We start from the raw sequence: 16,300 nt of genomic DNA, 5'->3' as shown, positions 1-16,300 counted from the left end.
GCGGGGGACACAGGAAATGCCTCAGATTTCCCCGCCGACCAGCATGGCGAGGCTGGAATTGTAGTATTGCGGATCGCCGGTCACTTCGTCGCCCAGCCAGTCGGGCAGGTCCAGCTTGCCAGTCGGGGATTCGAGCTCGACTTCGGCGATCAACAGGCCGGCGTGCCGGCCCTGGAACTCGTCGACCACCCAGTCGCCGCCGGGCAGGTCAAGGCTATGACGCAGCTTTTCGATCTGTGCACCGCGGATGTAGCCCAGCATCTGCCGGGCGTCGGCGATCGGCACCTCGTACTCGAACTCGGCGCGGGCGAGGGCCGAGCCGCCGCTCTTGATGGTGATGTAGCCAATGCGGTCATCGACGGTGCGGACACGCACGGTGACGCCGCTGCCGGCCGTGAGATAGCCCTGGCGCAGCAACCGGGTGGAGGTCACGATGTCGCGCCAGCCATCAGCGGCGATGAGGTATTTCCGCTCGATCTCGATGCCCATTACTCAGCGGCCTCGCGTGCCATCGAGCCCTCGAGATATGCCGAGAAGCGCGCCTTCAGCGCTTTCGGCGTCTCGGCGAAGACCTGCAGGCCGAGCGCCGCGATCTTCGCCTCGTACTCCTGCTGACGGCGGGCTGCTGCCTCACGCGCAAACCCGACGTCGATCTCTACGCCGAGTGTGTCCGGGGCAGTGGCCAGCAACTCATCGAGCATGGCGAGATCGTGGTGCAGGCCGAGGAGCTCAGCCAGCTCGCCCGCGCTCTTGTGGGCCGATGGCAGCACATCCTCGGCGCAGTACTCGAGCAGGCCCAACTGATTCCAATGGTACTTGGCGTATTTGCGCCACTCGTGGAACGCCTCGTCGGTGCGGTGCTTTTCGGCCAGCCGCTTGGTCCAGCGTCCTCGCTGGTAGGTCTGCTTCAGTCCCTTTGCCAGCGTGTCGATGTCGATCCGTCCGACATGCCAGTCGGCGCTCCGCGCCTCGAGCGCCCGCATCTGTTCGGCAAAGCGGGTGAGACCTTCGACCTCGACATCTGCCCCACCACCCAGCTCCAGATCGATGGGCCGGCCCGCCCATTGCATCAGCCCGACCAGCGTGCCGCGCGCCACCCGCATGTCGCGCGCCTGCGCCAGCCCGCGCGCCGCGTCGCGGACGAAGGCGTTCTCGCTGTCGTATGCCGCGAAGTCGGGCCGCACCAACCGGAACAGGGCGCGCAACTTCTTGCAGCGGCGCCGGGCCTCATGCACGCGCCGTTCCGGCGACTCGGTGTTGTTCTCGGCGCCGGCAATGGCTTTGCCGATCTGCTCGAGCGCTATCCGGAGGAAGCCGTCACCGATGGTGACATCACCCCGCGACCAGTGAAAACTCATAGGTACTCCGCCCTGTCATCGGAGAGCTTAGGGCCGGGCAGGTGTCACAAACAAGGGCGTCAGGCGCTTGCCGGCTGCCGGCGGCCGAGCCTGCGATCGATGGTAACGGTCAGGGCGTAGATCGCGATGAATCCGACCAGCATGCCCAGGCAACCAATGGCGACCTGGCCGTAGCCAAGCTTGTCCACGTTGAGGATGGGGTAGGGGTACTCGTGCACCAGCGCGCCGCGGATCATCACCACGATCAGGTAGAGGAGGGGATAGAGCAGCATTTTCGGCACGTCGGCGAAACGCAGGGTGCCGTGGTTCGGCGTCAACAGCCACCACAGCACGAACAGCCATGGCGCCAGGTAGTGCATGTAGATGTTGAGGAGATTGTCGATGCCGGTGAACGCCTCCAGGCCCGACAGAAAGAAGATGTAGTAGACCGACACCATGACGATCGAACCGACGGTCAGCCCGCGAGCGAAGGGACGATTCCACCAGCCGAGCCAGGCCCAGCCGGTCAGCGCCGCGACGTAGCAGAGCGCCATCATCAGGTTGGTGAGCACGGTGAAGAAGGTGAAGAGGAAGGCCAGTGCCCCAACCAGGCTGTCGCCATTTTCGAGCCGGCTGGTCAGTGTCAGCCAGGTTCGCGCCAGCAGGGTAATCGGGCCGGCAATCGCACCGAACCACAGCAATACCGTTCGCAACGTCATGCCGGCTTCCTCTTGCGCGCCAGGAGGCGATCGCCCCAGACAATGATCACGGAAAAGATGCTGACGGCAACCAGCAGCACGGCGACGCCGATCGCCACTCCGCCATAGCCGAACTTGCCGGCATCGAGGATGTCATAGGGGTATTCGTGAACGATGGCGCCACGCAGCAGCACCCACGCCACGTAGCCGATGCCGGGAAGCAGCATCAGGCCGATATGCTGGAAGCGCAGCACGCCATGCGGCGCGAACAGGGCCCACCAGACGAGATAGAGGATAGGGGCGACGTAGTGGAGCAGCCAGGTGGCGATGCCGAGCGCCCCTTCGAGCGTGAGGGTGGGGGCCAGCATGAAGTGGTAGTAGAGCATCACCAGCGTGATGAAGGCGGCCGCGGACGCCATGATCAACGGTCGGCGGAACCAGCCGAGCCAGCCCCAGCCCGAGAGCACCGAGGCATAGGTCAGCAGCAGCCACAGGTTGGTCAGGTGGGTGAAGTAGGTCCAGAAGTAGATGAAGGCGTCGGGGAACGACCGCGCCACTGCATTGGTGGCCGATACGGTCATCACTGATGGAAAGATGGCCGACCAGTCGAGCGCGAGACCAGTCGCGCCGACGAGGATCGCCACCCAGGCGAGCAATATCCGCAATTTGGCAATCTCAGCACAGTTGCAATATTGCCGAGACTAGAGCGCGTCGCCGCGCTCCGCCACCGCTAGTTGGGATCAGGCCGCGTCCAGCAACGCCGCGAAAAGCTGCCGCCCGTCGGTGCCGCCATGCGCGTTCTCGATCAGGTTCTCGGGGTGCGGCATCAGGCCGAGGACGTTCTTCTTGTCGTTGAAGACGCCGGCGATGTCGTTGATCGAGCCATTCGGGTTGCTGCCCTCGGCATAGCGGAACGCCACCTGGCCGTTGCCTTCGACGGCCGCGAGCGTCTGGGCGTCGGCAAAGTAGTTGCCGTCGTGGTGGGCGACCGGGCAGCGGATCACCTGGCCCTGCGCGTAGCCGCTGGTGAAGGCGGTGGAGGCGTTCTCGACCGAGAGCTTCACCTCGCGGCAGACGAACTTCAGCGAGGCGTTGCGCATCAGCACGCCGGGGACGAGACCCGCCTCGCTGAGAATCTGGAAGCCGTTGCAGACGCCCATCACCTTGACGCCATGCGCCGCCCGCTCGCGGATGGTGTCCATGGCCGGGGAGCGCGCCGCAATGGCGCCGACGCGCAGGTAGTCCCCATAGGAGAAGCCACCCGGGATGACGATCAGGTCGACCTTGGGGATCTCGGCGTCCTTGTGCCAGACGATCGCCGGCGCCTCGCCACCGATCTTGGTGAGGGCCGCGATCATGTCGCGATCACGGTTGAGACCGGGGAACACGACGACAGCGGCTTTCATCGGCAGCGGCTCCAGATGCGGGATGCCGATCCTTTGGTCAGGTCTTGGTGGCAAAAGCAAGGGCGGAACCGCAATTGGCACAGTCTGTGCCCCTGGTCATCCCCCGCGAAAGCGGGGATCTCCGTTTGCGATCGAGCCGCGGGCATGAAGAACAGAGGTTTCCGCCTTCGCGGGAATGACGCAGTGCGTAACCCGCTACTCGGCCGGCTGCACCGCGGTCGGCTTGACATAACTGCGGCTGCCGGGCGTGCCGGGGATGTGGGCCCAGGCCGGGCGCTCGAACAAGAACCGGCCCCAGCCGGTCTTCTCGATCAGCCAGTAGAGCACCAGCGGCGACAGCAGCGCGATGGTCATGACGATGACGCTGACGGTGCTGACATCAGTGATCAGACCGGTCTTCAGCAACAGCGTGCGGCTCGCGGCCATCGGGATCGAGAAGCTGAGATAGACGACGATGGAGTGCTCGCCGAGCCAGCGCAGCCACCCCATCCATGGCAGCCTGATCAGGAGCGCGGCGGTGAGGCAGATGGCGAGCGAGCCGATGAAGCCGAGCGCCAGGTGCAGCACGGGCAGGGCGGCATAGCCCATGGTAATGCCGCGCGGATGCAGTTCGGAGCCGCCGGCGAAGACCAGGTAGCCCTCGATGATGGCGTAGGCGACCAGCGCCAGCGTCGCGAGGAGCGCGTTGCCCTGCGCCGAAGCGACGATCCGGAACACCACGGGCGCGAAGGCATAGCCGGCGTAGAAGTAGACGAAGTAGGCAGCGAAGTGGTCGACGAGAGCGATGCCTGTCTGCACCGGGAATATCTGCAGTGCGGCCGCTGCAGCGAGCGCCAGCCAATGCGGCACCTTGAAGGTGAAGAGCAGCTTCGTCGCCAGCGAATAGATCGCCAGCATGTAGATGAACCACAAGACGCCATAGGGCTCGACGATGGCCCAGAGGATCTGGCTGCCGACCGAGACGAAGTCGCCGGTGCCGAGACCGACCTTGAAGACGATCTGTAGTACGGCCCAGAGCGCGTAGAAATAGAGGTAGTGGACGACGCGGCGGTCCGCATAGGCGGACCAGGGGCGCGCGATCACCTGGCCGAGGAACAGCCCGGAGATCAGGAAGAACTCCGGCATGCGGAACGGGGTGGCCCAGCCGATGATGTAATGCAGGACGCCGGTGCCGCCCAGGTCTTCGCCGACGCCGTAAGCCGAGTGCATCATCACCACGAGGATGATGGAGAGGCCCTTGGCGGCATCTACCCAATCGAGACGGTTGGCTGCAGTCGGCATTTCTTCAGGGCTCCCGGGGCGCGTCCCGCGCGTTGTAACGCCTGGGACCGCACCTGGGACGAAATGCCTGCACTTAGGCTTAAGCCAAGTGCTTAATAACTAAAGATTTATCGAGCTAGGGGGGCGACGCGCCGCCGCGTCGAACCGCCGCCGATCAGAACGGCAGCGACAGGTGGGTGGCGAGCAGGACGCCGATGGTCATGAAGAACAGGGCGGAGAACGAGAAGGTCTTGATCATTTTCGATATCGGTCGGCAGCGCAACGCTGCGCTTGGGTGGGGCGGTATTAGGTCGGTTCGCGGGACCGGAATAGTCACGGCCCGTGCATGGCTCCAATGCGCCGCTATGGCTGAATGGAGTCTGAACCAGCACGGTTAATTGGAAGGTGTGATGCGACCCTGCGCCAATTCGATGAGCGCGCGGCGGCGGAAAAGTGGCGATGGCCGCGCTGTGGCATCCGCGTCACGCGACCAAAGTCCAAGCCGGGGTATTAAGGTCGACAGAAGGGATGGGTCCCATTCCGCCCACCGGTTGTCATCCCTGCGGACCCAGGGACCCAACTCGCCGCTGGCGCGTGCTGTGCCATGGGGCCCTGCTTTCGCAGGATGACATCGAGTGCGGAGGCTGAGCTAGGCGTCACCGCCAACGCCCCGCCGGTGCAAGGTGGACAGTGACCCGCAGCGCTAAGGCCGATGCCTCAGACGGGAACCGACGCGTAGGCGGCAAAAAGCAGGCCGAGCGCGAGGAAGAAGGCAATCGACAGGGAGAATGTCTTGAGCATCGGGGCGGTCTTTTACTGGTACAGGGCTCAGGGTTACGCGAGCGGCCCGTACCATAAGCGGTGAATCTTAAGGTGTGATTTCTATCGTGTAGTTTTCGATGACGGTGTTCGCCAGGAGCTTCTCGCACATCGCCCGGACATTAGCCTCGGCCTGTGACAAATCGGATTCACCCAGTTCGACGTCGAACACTTTTCCTTGCCGGACGGCACCGACACCGGAAAAGCCGAGGCTCTTCAGCGAACCCTGGATGGCCTGCCCCTGCGGGTCGAGGACGCCGGATTTGAGCGTGACGGTAACGCGGGCTTTCATCGAAAATTCCCGAAAGAGGCGAGGCTCACGGCCTCGTCATGTAGGTGGTCGCGCACTCAGGAAAAGCGTCACCGCTCTTGCCGAGCGCGCACCGGGGTCATTGCACGAGTCGTGGGCCGGTGGTCAACGCGTTGTCGGTTTCCACAAGAATCCCGAGGCGCTGGGCCACTTCGCGGTAGGCATCGACCAGCCCGCCGAGGTTCTCGCGGAAGCGATCCTTGTCGAGCTTGTTGCGGGTCTTGATGTCCCACAGGCGGCAGTTATCCGGGCTGATCTCGTCGGCCAGCACGACACGCATCAGGTCGCCGTCATAGAGCCGGCCGCACTCGATCTTGAAATCGACGAGCTGGATGCCGACGCCCATGAACAGGCCGGTGAGGAAGTCGTTGACGCGGATGGCCAGCGCCATGATGTCGTCGAGTTCCTGCGGCGTCGCCCAGCCGAAGGCGGTGATGTGCTCTTCCGACACCATCGGGTCGCCGAGCGCGTCGTCCTTGTAGCAGAACTCGATGATCGAGCGCGGCAACTGGGTGCCCGGCTCTAGCCCGAGGCGCTTCACCAGCGAACCGGCGGCGACGTTGCGCACGATGATCTCGAGCGGAATGATCTCCACTTCCTTGATCAGCTGCTCGCGCATGTTGAGCCGGCGGATGAAGTGGGTCGGAATACCCAGGCCGTTGAGCTTGGTAAAGATGTACTCGGAGATCCGATTGTTCAGGACACCCTTGCCGTCGATGATCTCGTGGCGCGCACCGTTGCCGGCCGTAGCGTCGTCCTTGAAGTACTGGATCAGCGTCCCGGGCTCCGGGCCCTCGTAGAGCGTCTTGGCCTTGCCGTCATAGATCTTGCGGCGACGGTTCATATGAGCCCTGCCTCTCGGACAATGTGGGGAATTGCGGCGTTCATGCGCCAGAATGGCAGCCCAATGCAAGCTCTTTCACCGCCGACGGCGCGGCACGGCGCGTCGCGCCGATCTCGCCAAATCGGCCGATGCCGGCGGCTGGTGCGCATCCAAAGGCGCCCTCGATCGTTGATCGAATTGACCAAATGCCGCGACCGGCACCCGTTGATTTGGCTGGCGGTCCAGCTTATGTGCAAACCCATCGAGGGCGCCCGACTGCCGGGCAGATTTGCGGAGAGCGTAGATGTCGGGATTCAACGATCGCGAAAAGGGTCAGGAAGCGAAATTTGCTCACGACTCGGAGCTGCGCTTCAAGGCCGAGGCGCGTCGCAACAAGCTGCTCGGGTTGTGGGCTGCCGAGCACATGGGCCTGAGCGAAGAGCACGCCAAGCAGTACGCCGCCGAAGTTGTCGCTTCCGACTTCGAGGAAGCCGGCGACGAGGATGTGTTCCGCAAGATCTCGGGCGACCTGAAGGCCAAGGGCGCTTCGGTGTCCGACGACATGATTCGCCAGAAGATGGCCGAGCTCGTCGTCGTGGCGCGCGACCAGGTGCTCAACGAGGGTTGATACCCTCGCGGTAAGCCACCCGAAACCATCGTCCGGATTTGCCTTGCGCCCTTTGGGCGCGAGGCGTTTCGTCTTGGACCTTCTGAGGGAGGGTTCGAGATGGAAGGCACACTGCTCATGGGCCGGCGCCCCGCCATGGCGCTGATCGCCGGCGTGATGCTGGCCTCCGTCGCCGGCGTTGCACTGGCCGATGGCACAACGATCACCGGTACCGTGGTCTATCGCGAGCGCATGCTGTTGCCCGAGGGCGCAGTGGCGACTGTGCGGCTGGAGGATGTGTCACTTGCCGATGCACCGGCGAGAGTGATCGCCGAGACGAGCGTTGCGGCGAGTACCAGTCCAACCGCCTTCAGCATCGACTACGACCCTTCGCAGCTCGAGACCGGCCACACCTATGCCTGGCGCGCCAGCATCACCGCGGGCGACGAGTTGATGTTCACCACCACCGAGCGCCACACCTTTGATCCTGAGGCCGCGGGCGTCGAGCTGCTGGTGCAGCGCGTCGCCGGCAGCGAAGCTGCGACGCTGCCATTGGCAGGCGCGTGGCTGGCCGAGGACATCGCCGGCGGCGGGGTGATCGACAACCTGCAGACAACGCTGGAGATTGCCGCGGACGGCAAGGTCTCCGGCAATGGCGGCTGCAACCGCTTCAGCGGCAGCGCCAGCATCGACGGCGACAAGATCAGCTTCGGTGACCTGGCCTCGACCATGATGGCCTGCACCGAAGCTGCGATGGACCAGGAGATGAAGTTCCACGCGGCGCTCGCCGCCGCCCGCACGTTCCGGCTCGACGCCGAGCAGCGGAAGCTGTTTCTCAGCGATGCGGCGGGGAAGGTCGTGGCGCAGTTCTCGTCGATGTAACTCAGATCCGCTGCATCAGGCGGGTGAACATCAAGAGGCCCTCGGGCCAGGGACCATGGCCGGAGGCGAGGTTGATGTGGCCGGCTTCGCCGGCAAAGTGCAGCTCGGAACCCCAGGCGGTGGCCATATCGGCGGCACGGTTGGGGGAGACGTAGCTGTCGTTGGTCGAGACCACCAGCAGCGAGGGGAAGGGCAGCGGGTCGGTCGGCACGTTGTCGAAGCTGCGGCCTTCGCGGGGGAAGCCGGGGCCTTCGTGATCGGGCGGCGAGACGAGGAAGGCGCCCTTCACCTTGCCCACGGGTAAGCGCGGCGCCGCATGCACCAGCGCCGAGACCGCCAGCGAGTGGGCAATCAGCACCACGGGGCGCTCGGCGGCTTCCACGGCTTCGACGATCGCCGCGGTCCAATCGCGCAGATCCGGGTCATCCCATTCGTCCTGTTCGACGATGCGCCCGGTGGAGAAACGATCGGCCCAGCGGCGCTGCCAGTGGCCGGCGCCGGAATTGCCGAGCCCGGGCAGGATCAGGATGTCTGCGTCCGCAATTCTCATACGCCGCGCTTTCGGTTCATGAAGTAGGCGTGGCCATAGGGATGGAGATCCACCGACGGCCCGTGCTTGTCGTAAAAGCCGACCGCGCCGGGAACAGAGAGCAGCCCCATGCCGACGCCATCGCCGAGATGTTCGCGGCAGGCTTCGAGCAGGCCCTTGCCGATGCCGCGGCCCTGGAAATCGTCATGTACAGCGAGATCGCCGCAATAGGCGACCCAGGCGAAATCGGTGAGGCAACGAGCAAGGCCGACGCAGCGGCCATCGAGACGGGCGCTGACGATCAGGTCGGCGCCCTCGATCATCGCCGCGATACGGTCCCGATCGTTGATCGGGCGAGTCGGCCCGAGCGCGCTGTGGCCGACCACGTCGATATAGTCCTCGACGGGCAGGGCGGCTTCGCGCGCGTAGACGACGGCCATCAGACCTCCGGTCCGAAGACGCGCTCGAACAACGCGTCGACATGCTTCAGATGATAGAAATCGTCGAACATGGCGTCGATCTCCGAGGCGCTCAGCTTGGCCGAGACTTCGGGATCGGACTTCAGCAGTTGCGCGAACAGCCCGGCGCGGTCGCCGCGGGCCTGCCACACCTGCATGGCGTTGCGCTGCACTGCCGCATAGGAATCCTCGCGGCTGAGCCCGGCCTGGGTCAGCGCCAGCAGGACGCGCTGCGAATTGTGCAGCCCGCCGAGCAGGTCGAGATTGCGCTTCATGTTCTCGGGATAGACCAAGAGGTTGTCGATCAGCCCGACGAGGCGGTTGAGCGCGAAATCCAGCGTCACGGTGGCATCGGGGCCGATCATCCGCTCGACCGAGGAGTGCGAGATATCACGCTCGTGCCACAGCGCCACGTTCTCCAGCGCCGGGGTGACCATGCCGCGAACGAGGCGGGCGAGGCCGGTGAGGTTTTCGCTCAGCACCGGGTTGCGCTTGTGCGGCATGGCCGACGAGCCCTTCTGGCCGGGGGAGAAGAATTCCTCGGCCTCCAGCACCTCGGTACGCTGCAGGTGACGGATCTCGGTGGCGATGCGCTCGATCGACGAGGCGATGACGCCGAGGGTGGCAAAGAACATGGCGTGCCGATCCCTGGGGATCACCTGGGTGGAGATCGGCTCGGGCTTCAGCCCAAGTTTGTCGGCCACATAGGCTTCAACCTGCGGGTCGATATTGGCAAAGGTGCCGATGGCGCCGGAGATGGCGGCCGTGGCGATCTCCGCGCGCGCCGCGACAAGCCGGGCGCGGTTGCGGGCGAACTCGGCATAGGCTTCGGCCAGCTTGGTGCCGAAGGTGGTCGGCTCGGCATGGATGCCGTGGCTGCGGCCGATGGTGATCGAGTATTTGTGCTCCTTGGCGCGACGCTTGATCGCCGCCAGCAGCCGATCGATATCGCCGAGCAGGATGTCCGAGGCGCGGGCCAGCTGCACGGCGAGGCAGGTGTCGAGCACGTCGGACGAGGTCATGCCCTGGTGCAGGAAGCGGGCCTCGGGGCCGACGATTTCCGACACGTGGGTGAGGAACGCGATGACGTCGTGCTTGGTGGTGCGCTCGATCTCATCGATGCGCTCGACATCGAAAGTGGCGTTGCCGCCCTTGGCCCAGATGGTTTCGGCCGCTTCTTTCGGCACGACACCGAGCTCGGCCAGCTTCGTGGTCGCGTGCGCCTCGATCTCGAACCAGATCTTGAAGCGGGTCTCGGGCGACCAGATGGCGACCATTTCGGGGCGGGAATAGCGCGGAATCATTGGCTTATGGCTCTTTGTTCGCGTAACCGATGCGTTACGCGGTGACGGCGGTAGCGGCGTTGCGGATGGCCGCGATGCGGCCGGCATAGGTCTTGGGGTCGTTGCCGGCAAATACCGAGGTGCCGGCGACATAGAGGTCGGCGCCGGCATCGGCGAGTGCCTTGGCGTTATGCTCGGTTACGCCGCCATCGACCTCAAGGTCGATCGGGCGATTGCCGATCAGCGCCCGCACCTGCCGAATCTTGTTCAGGCTCTCGGGGATGAACTGCTGCCCGCCGAAGCCGGGGTTGACGCTCATTACCAGCACCAGGTCGACGTCGCCGATGACGTGCTCGATGGCGGAAACCGGGGTCGCCGGATTGATGGCGACGCCGGCGCGCTTGCCTTCGGCGCGGATCGCCTGCAGCGAGCGGTGCAGATGCGGGCCGGCCTCGGCATGCACGGTGATCGAGTCGGCGCCGGCCTTGGCGAAGGCGCTGAGATACGGGTCGGCCGGCGCAATCATCAGGTGGACGTCGATGATCCTTTTGGTGATCGGGCGGATGGCCGAGACGATCAGCGGGCCGATGGTGATGTTGGGGACGAAGTGACCGTCCATCACGTCGACATGAATGTAGTCGGCGCCGCCTGCATCGATGGCGCGAATCTCGTCGCCGAGCCGGGTGAAATCGGCGGACAGGATGGAAGGCGCGATGCGGATGGGGCGGGACATGGGGCCTCGTCGGGGCAAAAGCCGGTTGCTCAGGTGGCTGATACCCCGCCCCAACCGCGATGTCATCCCTGCGAAAGCAGGGACCCATTTATCCGTCGGCACAACTGGCGAGTTGGGTCCCTGCTTTCGCAGGGATGACATCGAGTCCTAGGATGCTCGGTGGTTCGATCCAATTACGGAACAGCTGTTGCCGGATCGCCATCCAGCGCGGCGGCCAGCTTGGGCGGCAGCAGGTCGAGCAGGTAGCCGAGCGACAATGGCGTCTGCCAGCTCATGGCGGCGCTGGCGAGGCCGTTGCCGTCGTCGAGCCAGATCGAGCGGCCCTCGGTGGCGAGCTTCAGCCCCTGGTAGAGGCTCATGGCCTCGACCTTGTTCTCGATTTCGGCATTATCGGCCGGCCAGATCGCCACATCCATGTCGAGCAACTCGATGAATTCGGGGCTGACGGTGATGCGGTTGTCGGGCTGGGCCAGCTTGTCGAGTTCTGTCGGGAAGCTCAGGCCGAGGTCGATCAGGAACTTGCTGGCGAGGTCGTTGCTGCTCCAGGCATCGAAGCTGCCGTCTTCTCTGAGGTAGAGGTTGGTGCCGGTCTTGCCGGCCAGTTGGGGGTACTTGCGGCGCACTGCCTCGAAACGGTCGGCGAACGACTTGATGATGGCTTCTGACCTGGTGGTGGTGCCCGAGGTCGCCTGGTCGATGATGGTGAGTTCCGCCTGCCACGGGGCGCCCCAATGCTGGTAGCCGGCGGGCGTCACCACCACCGGCGCGATCTTCGACAGGTTCCGGTACATCGCCTCGTCCATGGTGACGTAGATGGCGATGATCAGGTCGGGGCGCTGCGCGGCGACCCATTCGAGGTTGATGCCGTCGGCGGTCATCACCTCGGGGGTGGCGTTCACAGCTTCACGGGCTGCCTCGGCCCAGGGCCAGGTGGCGAAGGGATGCTCGCCCCACCATTCCTTCACGCCGACCGGCGCGATGCCCAGCGCATAGAGGAAATCCTGCTCGTGCATGCCCACCGACACGACGCGCTGCGGCTTTGTCGGGATGGTGGTGCTGCCGTAGACATGCTCGACGGTTACCGGGAAATCCTGCGCCAGGGCCGGCGCGATCAGGGCGGCGAGCAGCGCCAGCGTTGCAAGCAGCAGTTTCATCTTCAAATCCCTCAAAGCATTATCGGGCGGCAATAGATAAAAGATGATGTAGTCAGTCAAGTTTTTGTGGAGACTGCTTCACTTCACAGCGAGCGGCGGCCCGTCGCATTGCCTTCGGCCCCGAACCGGCTATGACTTCGCGCGATTTGTCGGAGGCATGATGGACGGGTTTTCGTTCTGGCTGGTGTTCGGGGCAGGGGTGCTGAGTTTCCTCAGCCCGTGCGTGCTGCCGCTGGTGCCGCCCTACCTCACCTATATGAGCGGCGCGAGCTTCGACCAGTTGCGCGACGACGGCGCTACGGCGGGGGTGATCTGGCGGAAGAGCGTCTTCACTTCGCTGTTCTTCATCGCCGGGTTCTCGATCGTCTTCATTCTGTTCGGCGCCACGGCAACGGCGTTCGGACAGGCGTTCCGCCAGGCGCTGCCGATCATCACGCCGATCGCCGGGCTGTTCATCATCGCGATGGGGCTGCATTTCCTCGGCGTCTACCGGATCGCGTTCCTCGACCGGCAGTTGCGCCACAATGGTCCGGGCGTGGCCAGTGGCCCGGTCGGCGGGTTTCTGCTCGGGCTGGCCTTCGCCGTCGGCTGGACGCCGTGCATCGGGCCGGTGCTGGCGGCGATCCTTGCGGTCGCCTCGACCAGGGAGACGGCGCTCGATGGCGCCGCGCTGCTTGGGCTCTATTCGCTCGGGCTGGGCGTGCCGTTCCTCCTCGCCGGCATTGCCATCGGGCCGTTCCTCACCTTCTTTTCCGGCTTCAAGAAGCATCTGGGGATGGTGGAAAAGGTGATGGGCGGGCTGCTGGTCATCACCGGTCTGTTGTTCCTCACCGGCCAGTTCACCCGCATTTCCTACTGGTTCCTCGAGACCTTCCCGGTTCTGCAGCAGTTCGGGTAAGCGCGGCTTAACCGTCGCTGCCGAAATCCAACGCCGAACCGATCGATCACGGTTCCGTCAACAGCCCATTCACTGCCGCTCGCGATAGTCGCCGCAACCTTGCACGAGGATTGGGCGATGGCTCTCGAAGCCTATGCAGAAGATACCCCGCCGCCGCGGCAGCAGCGCCAGCGCTTGACCGTGGTGCCGGTGGCGACAGTGCAACTGGCGCATCGGATCGACGAGGTCTCGGCGACCTGGGCAGCGTTGGAAGCCGCAGAGATCGAGTCGCCGGGCCAGAGCGCTGCCTTTACCCGCGCCTGGGTCAGCGCATTCGGCATTGCCGAGGCCGACCAGTTCTACCTGACCGCCGCTTTCGACGGCGAGCCGGTGGCGCTGCTGCCGCTGTGGCGGCGGCGCGTCAAAGGCGTGCGGCTGCTGTCGTGGTTTCCCGGCCCGCATGTCGGCTGCAACGCGCCGCTGGTCGATGCCGCGCGGCTCGCAACGCTTGGCTCGGTCGAGCGCGCGGCGCTGTGGTCGGCGATGCTGGAGCGGCTCGAGGGCGCCGACCTGATCTACCTGAAATCAGTGCCGCAGCTGTTCGTCGCTGGCGTCGACATTTTCGCCGAGCTCGGACAAACGATCGAAGCGGAGACGCTCTACCGGGCGCAGTTCGCGGGCTGGGACGATGCCAACACGACGCAGCGTTCGAAATCGCGCCGCAAGCACGATCGCCAGCAGGGCGAGCGGCTCGAGGCGCTGGGGCAGGTCGAGTTCGAGGAGGTGCGCGGCGGGCCTGAGGCGTTGCCGATCCTCGCCACCATGTTCCGCCAGCGCGCCGCGCGCTTCGTCGCCATGGGCGTGCCGGATCCATTCGCCGAGCCCGGCATGCGGGCGTTCTACGATGCGACGCTGTTGCCGGCGGCCGGGGTCGGCGTGCGCCTGCATGTGCTGCGGCTCAACGGCGAGATCGTCGCGGTACGTTACAATATCGCGCATGGCGAGAGGCTGTTCTGCCTGATCTCATCGATGAGCGACGACGCAACCATCCAGGCCGGCTCGCCCGGCAAGCAATGCCTGCTGCGGGTGATGCAGACGGTGTTTGACGCGGGCTACCGCGTGTTCGACATGGGCGCCGGCTTCACCGACGAGAAGCGTCACTGGTGCAACCTCAAGCTGCCGGTGCGCCAGCACTATGTGCCGCTGACGAAGCTGGGCACCGTGGCCGCCAACGGGCACCTCGGCTGGCAGGTACTGCGGCAGCGGCTAAAGGCGAACAAGGCGGTGATGGGTTTGGTGAAGGCGGTGCGGGGACGGATGCTGCGCAGCAGCACCCCAGCTGAAGCGAAGTCGGACGACTGATAGAGACGGCCCCCTCCCGGCCTCCCCCATGAAGGGGGAGGTGAAGAGTCGAGGCTCCGTCTTCGATCGTGCCCAGCACACCGGCAGGGCACCTCCCCCTTCATGGGGGAGGATGGGAGGGGGCCGTCTGCCTCAGTCAGCACCCACCACCTCAGATCAGCTTCAACCCCTTCATCGACGCGTGCCCGCTCTTTCCGATGACGATGTGATCATGCACCGTGATGCCGAGCGGCCGGGCGACGTCGTTGATCTGCCTCGTCATCTGCACATCGGCGGATGATGGTGTCGGATCGCCCGAGGGGTGGTTGTGCACCAGGATCAGCGCGGTGGCGCTCAGCTCCAGCGAGCGCTTGATCACTTCGCGCGGGTAGACGGGGGCGTGGTCGACGGTGCCGGTCTGTTGCACCTCATCGGCGATCAGGCGGTTCTTCTTGTCGAGAAACAGGATGCGGAACTGCTCGACATTGTTGAACGCCATCTGGGCGTGGCAGTAGTCGATCAGTGCCGTCCACGAGCCGAGGACCGGCATGTCCGGCACTATGCGATCCCTTGCGAAGCGCTGGGCGGCGGCCTGGATGATCTTGAGGTTGGTGCCGGAAATCTCGCCCAGGCCCTTTACCTCGGCGAGGCGGGCAGGGGGTGCGCCGAAGACGCCGGAGAATGAGCCGAACTTCTGGATCAAGTCCTTGGCGATGGGCTTGGTGTCCTTGCGCGGCAGGACGATCTGCAGCACCAGTTCGAGCAGTTCGTAGTCGGCCAGCGCATCGGCGCCGACCGACAGGAATTTCTGCCGGGCCCGCTCGCGATGGCCGAGATAGTGGGGCGGGGCCGCCTCGCCGAGTCCGTCCGGCGATGGCTTCTCCGCCTTGCTCATCGGTCAGCGACGGGCGTCGAGCGGGTTGAACAGCCCCCGGGGCGAAAGAGTGAAGATCTCGACGCCGGTCTCGGTGATGCCGATCGAGTGCTCGGCCTGGGCCGAGAGCGTGCGGTCGCGGGTTACTGCGGTCCAGCCGTCCGCCAGGATTTTGACGTGCGGGCGGCCCAAGTTGATCATCGGTTCGATGGTGAAGATCATGCCCGGCTTCAGCGGTACGCCGGTACCGGGCACGCCGAAATGCATGATGTTGGGCTCATCGTGGAACAGCTGGCCGACGCCGTGACCGACGAAATCGCGCACCACGCTCATCCGCTCGGCTTCCGCCAGCGCCTGGATGGCGGCGCCGATATCGCCGGTGGTGGCGCCGGCCTTGGCCGCGGCGATTCCGGCGGCGAGGCCGGCATAAGTCACGTCGATCAGCCGTTCGGCCTTCCGGCTGATCTCGCCCACCGGGTACATGCGCGAGCTGTCGCCGTACCAGCCATCGACGATCAGCGTCAGGTCGATGTTTACGATGTCGCCCTCGCGCAGCGGCCGCTCCTCGGGGATGCCGTGGCAGACGACGTGGTTGATCGAGGTGCAGATCGAGTGGCGGTAGCCCTTGTAGAACAGCGTTGCCGGGATGGCGTCGTGGTCGCGGGCGAATTCGTAGGCGAGCCGATCGAGCGCCGCGGTGGTGACGCCGGGCTTCACCGCATCGACCAGCAGGTCGAGCGCTTCGGCCGTCAGGCGGCCCGCCTTGCGCATACCGTTGAAGCCTGCTGCGCCATGCAGCGGGATCACGCCCGAGGTGCGGCGGTTTTTGGTTTCGGCTTCGACGTACGTGATCATGGCAGCTCCGTTCGAAACGAAAGTAGGCGTTCGGGACCAGGATTGGAAGTGTGT

The 16,300-nt window shown here is 65.0% G+C and carries 19 protein-coding genes; 4 read left to right on the top strand and 15 right to left on the bottom strand.

The genetic code is table 11. The annotated features are described in order from the left end of the window. Positions 1-21: 21 nt before the first annotated feature. From AC1ROK_RS13355 to purC, 8 genes are all read right to left on the bottom strand, one after another. A complete protein-coding gene (locus AC1ROK_RS13355; protein WP_492847612.1) occupies positions 22-489 on the bottom strand; it encodes a CYTH domain-containing protein in 468 nt (155 codons plus the stop codon). After that, positions 489-1,358 carry a CHAD domain-containing protein gene (locus tag AC1ROK_RS13350; protein WP_492847610.1) on the bottom strand — a complete coding sequence of 290 codons (870 nt, stop codon included), beginning with the start codon at positions 1,356-1,358 and terminating at the stop codon, positions 489-491. Before AC1ROK_RS13350 ends, AC1ROK_RS13355 begins: the two co-directional genes overlap by 1 nt. A 59-nt stretch (positions 1,359-1,417) precedes the next feature. Continuing rightward, positions 1,418-2,056 carry a Pr6Pr family membrane protein gene (locus AC1ROK_RS13345; protein WP_492847608.1) on the bottom strand — a complete coding sequence of 213 codons (639 nt, stop codon included), beginning with the start codon at positions 2,054-2,056 and terminating at the stop codon, positions 1,418-1,420. Next, complete coding sequence (locus AC1ROK_RS13340) at positions 2,053-2,700, bottom strand: Pr6Pr family membrane protein (protein WP_492847606.1); 648 nt, start codon at positions 2,698-2,700, stop codon at positions 2,053-2,055. The genes AC1ROK_RS13345 and AC1ROK_RS13340 overlap by 4 nt, the downstream gene beginning before the upstream one ends. A gap of 75 nt (positions 2,701-2,775) precedes the next feature. Further along, positions 2,776-3,441, bottom strand: coding sequence for a phosphoribosylformylglycinamidine synthase subunit PurQ (gene purQ / locus AC1ROK_RS13335; RefSeq protein ID WP_492847604.1), 666 nt, complete (start codon positions 3,439-3,441; stop codon positions 2,776-2,778). A 195-nt stretch (positions 3,442-3,636) separates the two neighbouring features. Further along, on the bottom strand, positions 3,637-4,722 hold the full coding sequence (locus tag AC1ROK_RS13330; RefSeq protein ID WP_492847602.1) for an acyltransferase family protein: 1,086 nt from the start codon (positions 4,720-4,722) through the stop codon (positions 3,637-3,639). Positions 4,723-5,569: 847 nt separating this feature from the next. After that, complete coding sequence (gene purS / locus AC1ROK_RS13325) at positions 5,570-5,812, bottom strand: phosphoribosylformylglycinamidine synthase subunit PurS (RefSeq protein WP_055882140.1); 243 nt, start codon at positions 5,810-5,812, stop codon at positions 5,570-5,572. Positions 5,813-5,909: 97 nt separating this feature from the next. Further along, on the bottom strand, positions 5,910-6,674 hold the full coding sequence (gene purC, locus AC1ROK_RS13320; RefSeq protein ID WP_055882139.1) for a phosphoribosylaminoimidazolesuccinocarboxamide synthase: 765 nt from the start codon (positions 6,672-6,674) through the stop codon (positions 5,910-5,912). A 283-nt stretch (positions 6,675-6,957) separates the two neighbouring features. Between purC and AC1ROK_RS13315 the strand changes: the two genes are divergently transcribed. Together AC1ROK_RS13315 and AC1ROK_RS13310 are read left to right on the top strand one after the other, a co-directional pair. Then, positions 6,958-7,281: a DUF1476 domain-containing protein gene (locus AC1ROK_RS13315; RefSeq protein ID WP_492847599.1), complete on the top strand. Its 324-nt coding sequence runs from the start codon at positions 6,958-6,960 to the stop codon at positions 7,279-7,281. Positions 7,282-7,380: 99 nt separating this feature from the next. Continuing rightward, positions 7,381-8,142, top strand: coding sequence for an META domain-containing protein (locus tag AC1ROK_RS13310; protein WP_492847597.1), 762 nt, complete (start codon positions 7,381-7,383; stop codon positions 8,140-8,142). A gap of 1 nt (position 8,143) precedes the next feature. Here the strand turns inward: AC1ROK_RS13310 and AC1ROK_RS13305 are convergent, their stop codons facing one another. The 5 genes from AC1ROK_RS13305 to AC1ROK_RS13285 all read right to left on the bottom strand — a co-directional run bounded on the left by AC1ROK_RS13305 (position 8,144) and on the right by AC1ROK_RS13285 (position 12,299). Further along, entirely contained in the window at positions 8,144-8,692 is a 549-nt protein-coding gene (locus tag AC1ROK_RS13305) for an RBBP9/YdeN family alpha/beta hydrolase (protein WP_492847595.1), read from the bottom strand. Continuing rightward, positions 8,689-9,111, bottom strand: coding sequence for a GNAT family N-acetyltransferase (locus AC1ROK_RS13300; RefSeq protein WP_492847593.1), 423 nt, complete (start codon positions 9,109-9,111; stop codon positions 8,689-8,691). The genes AC1ROK_RS13305 and AC1ROK_RS13300 overlap by 4 nt, the downstream gene beginning before the upstream one ends. Beyond that, positions 9,111-10,433 carry an adenylosuccinate lyase gene (purB, locus tag AC1ROK_RS13295; protein WP_492847591.1) on the bottom strand — a complete coding sequence of 441 codons (1,323 nt, stop codon included), beginning with the start codon at positions 10,431-10,433 and terminating at the stop codon, positions 9,111-9,113. The genes AC1ROK_RS13300 and purB overlap by 1 nt, the downstream gene beginning before the upstream one ends. Before the next feature lie 34 nt (positions 10,434-10,467). Further along, a complete protein-coding gene (gene rpe / locus AC1ROK_RS13290; protein ID WP_492847589.1) occupies positions 10,468-11,145 on the bottom strand; it encodes a ribulose-phosphate 3-epimerase in 678 nt (225 codons plus the stop codon). 173 nt (positions 11,146-11,318) lie between these two features. Then, on the bottom strand, positions 11,319-12,299 hold the full coding sequence (locus AC1ROK_RS13285; protein WP_492847587.1) for an ABC transporter substrate-binding protein: 981 nt from the start codon (positions 12,297-12,299) through the stop codon (positions 11,319-11,321). Between the two features lie 160 nt (positions 12,300-12,459). Here AC1ROK_RS13285 and AC1ROK_RS13280 point away from each other — a divergent pair, with 160 nt between their 5' ends. Then, on the top strand, positions 12,460-13,197 hold the full coding sequence (locus AC1ROK_RS13280; protein WP_492847585.1) for a cytochrome c biogenesis CcdA family protein: 738 nt from the start codon (positions 12,460-12,462) through the stop codon (positions 13,195-13,197). Positions 13,198-13,314: 117 nt separating this feature from the next. Continuing rightward, complete coding sequence (locus tag AC1ROK_RS13275) at positions 13,315-14,538, top strand: GNAT family N-acetyltransferase (protein WP_492847583.1); 1,224 nt, start codon at positions 13,315-13,317, stop codon at positions 14,536-14,538. A 151-nt stretch (positions 14,539-14,689) separates the two neighbouring features. Here AC1ROK_RS13275 and radC read toward each other — a convergent pair whose 3' ends face one another. Together radC and map are read right to left on the bottom strand one after the other, a co-directional pair. Then, positions 14,690-15,412, bottom strand: coding sequence for a RadC family protein (gene radC / locus AC1ROK_RS13270; RefSeq protein ID WP_492847581.1), 723 nt, complete (start codon positions 15,410-15,412; stop codon positions 14,690-14,692). Positions 15,413-15,415: 3 nt separating this feature from the next. Continuing rightward, positions 15,416-16,246, bottom strand: coding sequence for a type I methionyl aminopeptidase (map, locus tag AC1ROK_RS13265; protein WP_492847579.1), 831 nt, complete (start codon positions 16,244-16,246; stop codon positions 15,416-15,418). Positions 16,247-16,300 lie beyond the last annotated feature (54 nt).

The sequence above is a fragment of the Devosia sp. GW821-FHT12F11 genome, assembly GCF_058806655.1.
This window is presented reverse-complemented; position numbering and strand designations above follow the sequence as displayed.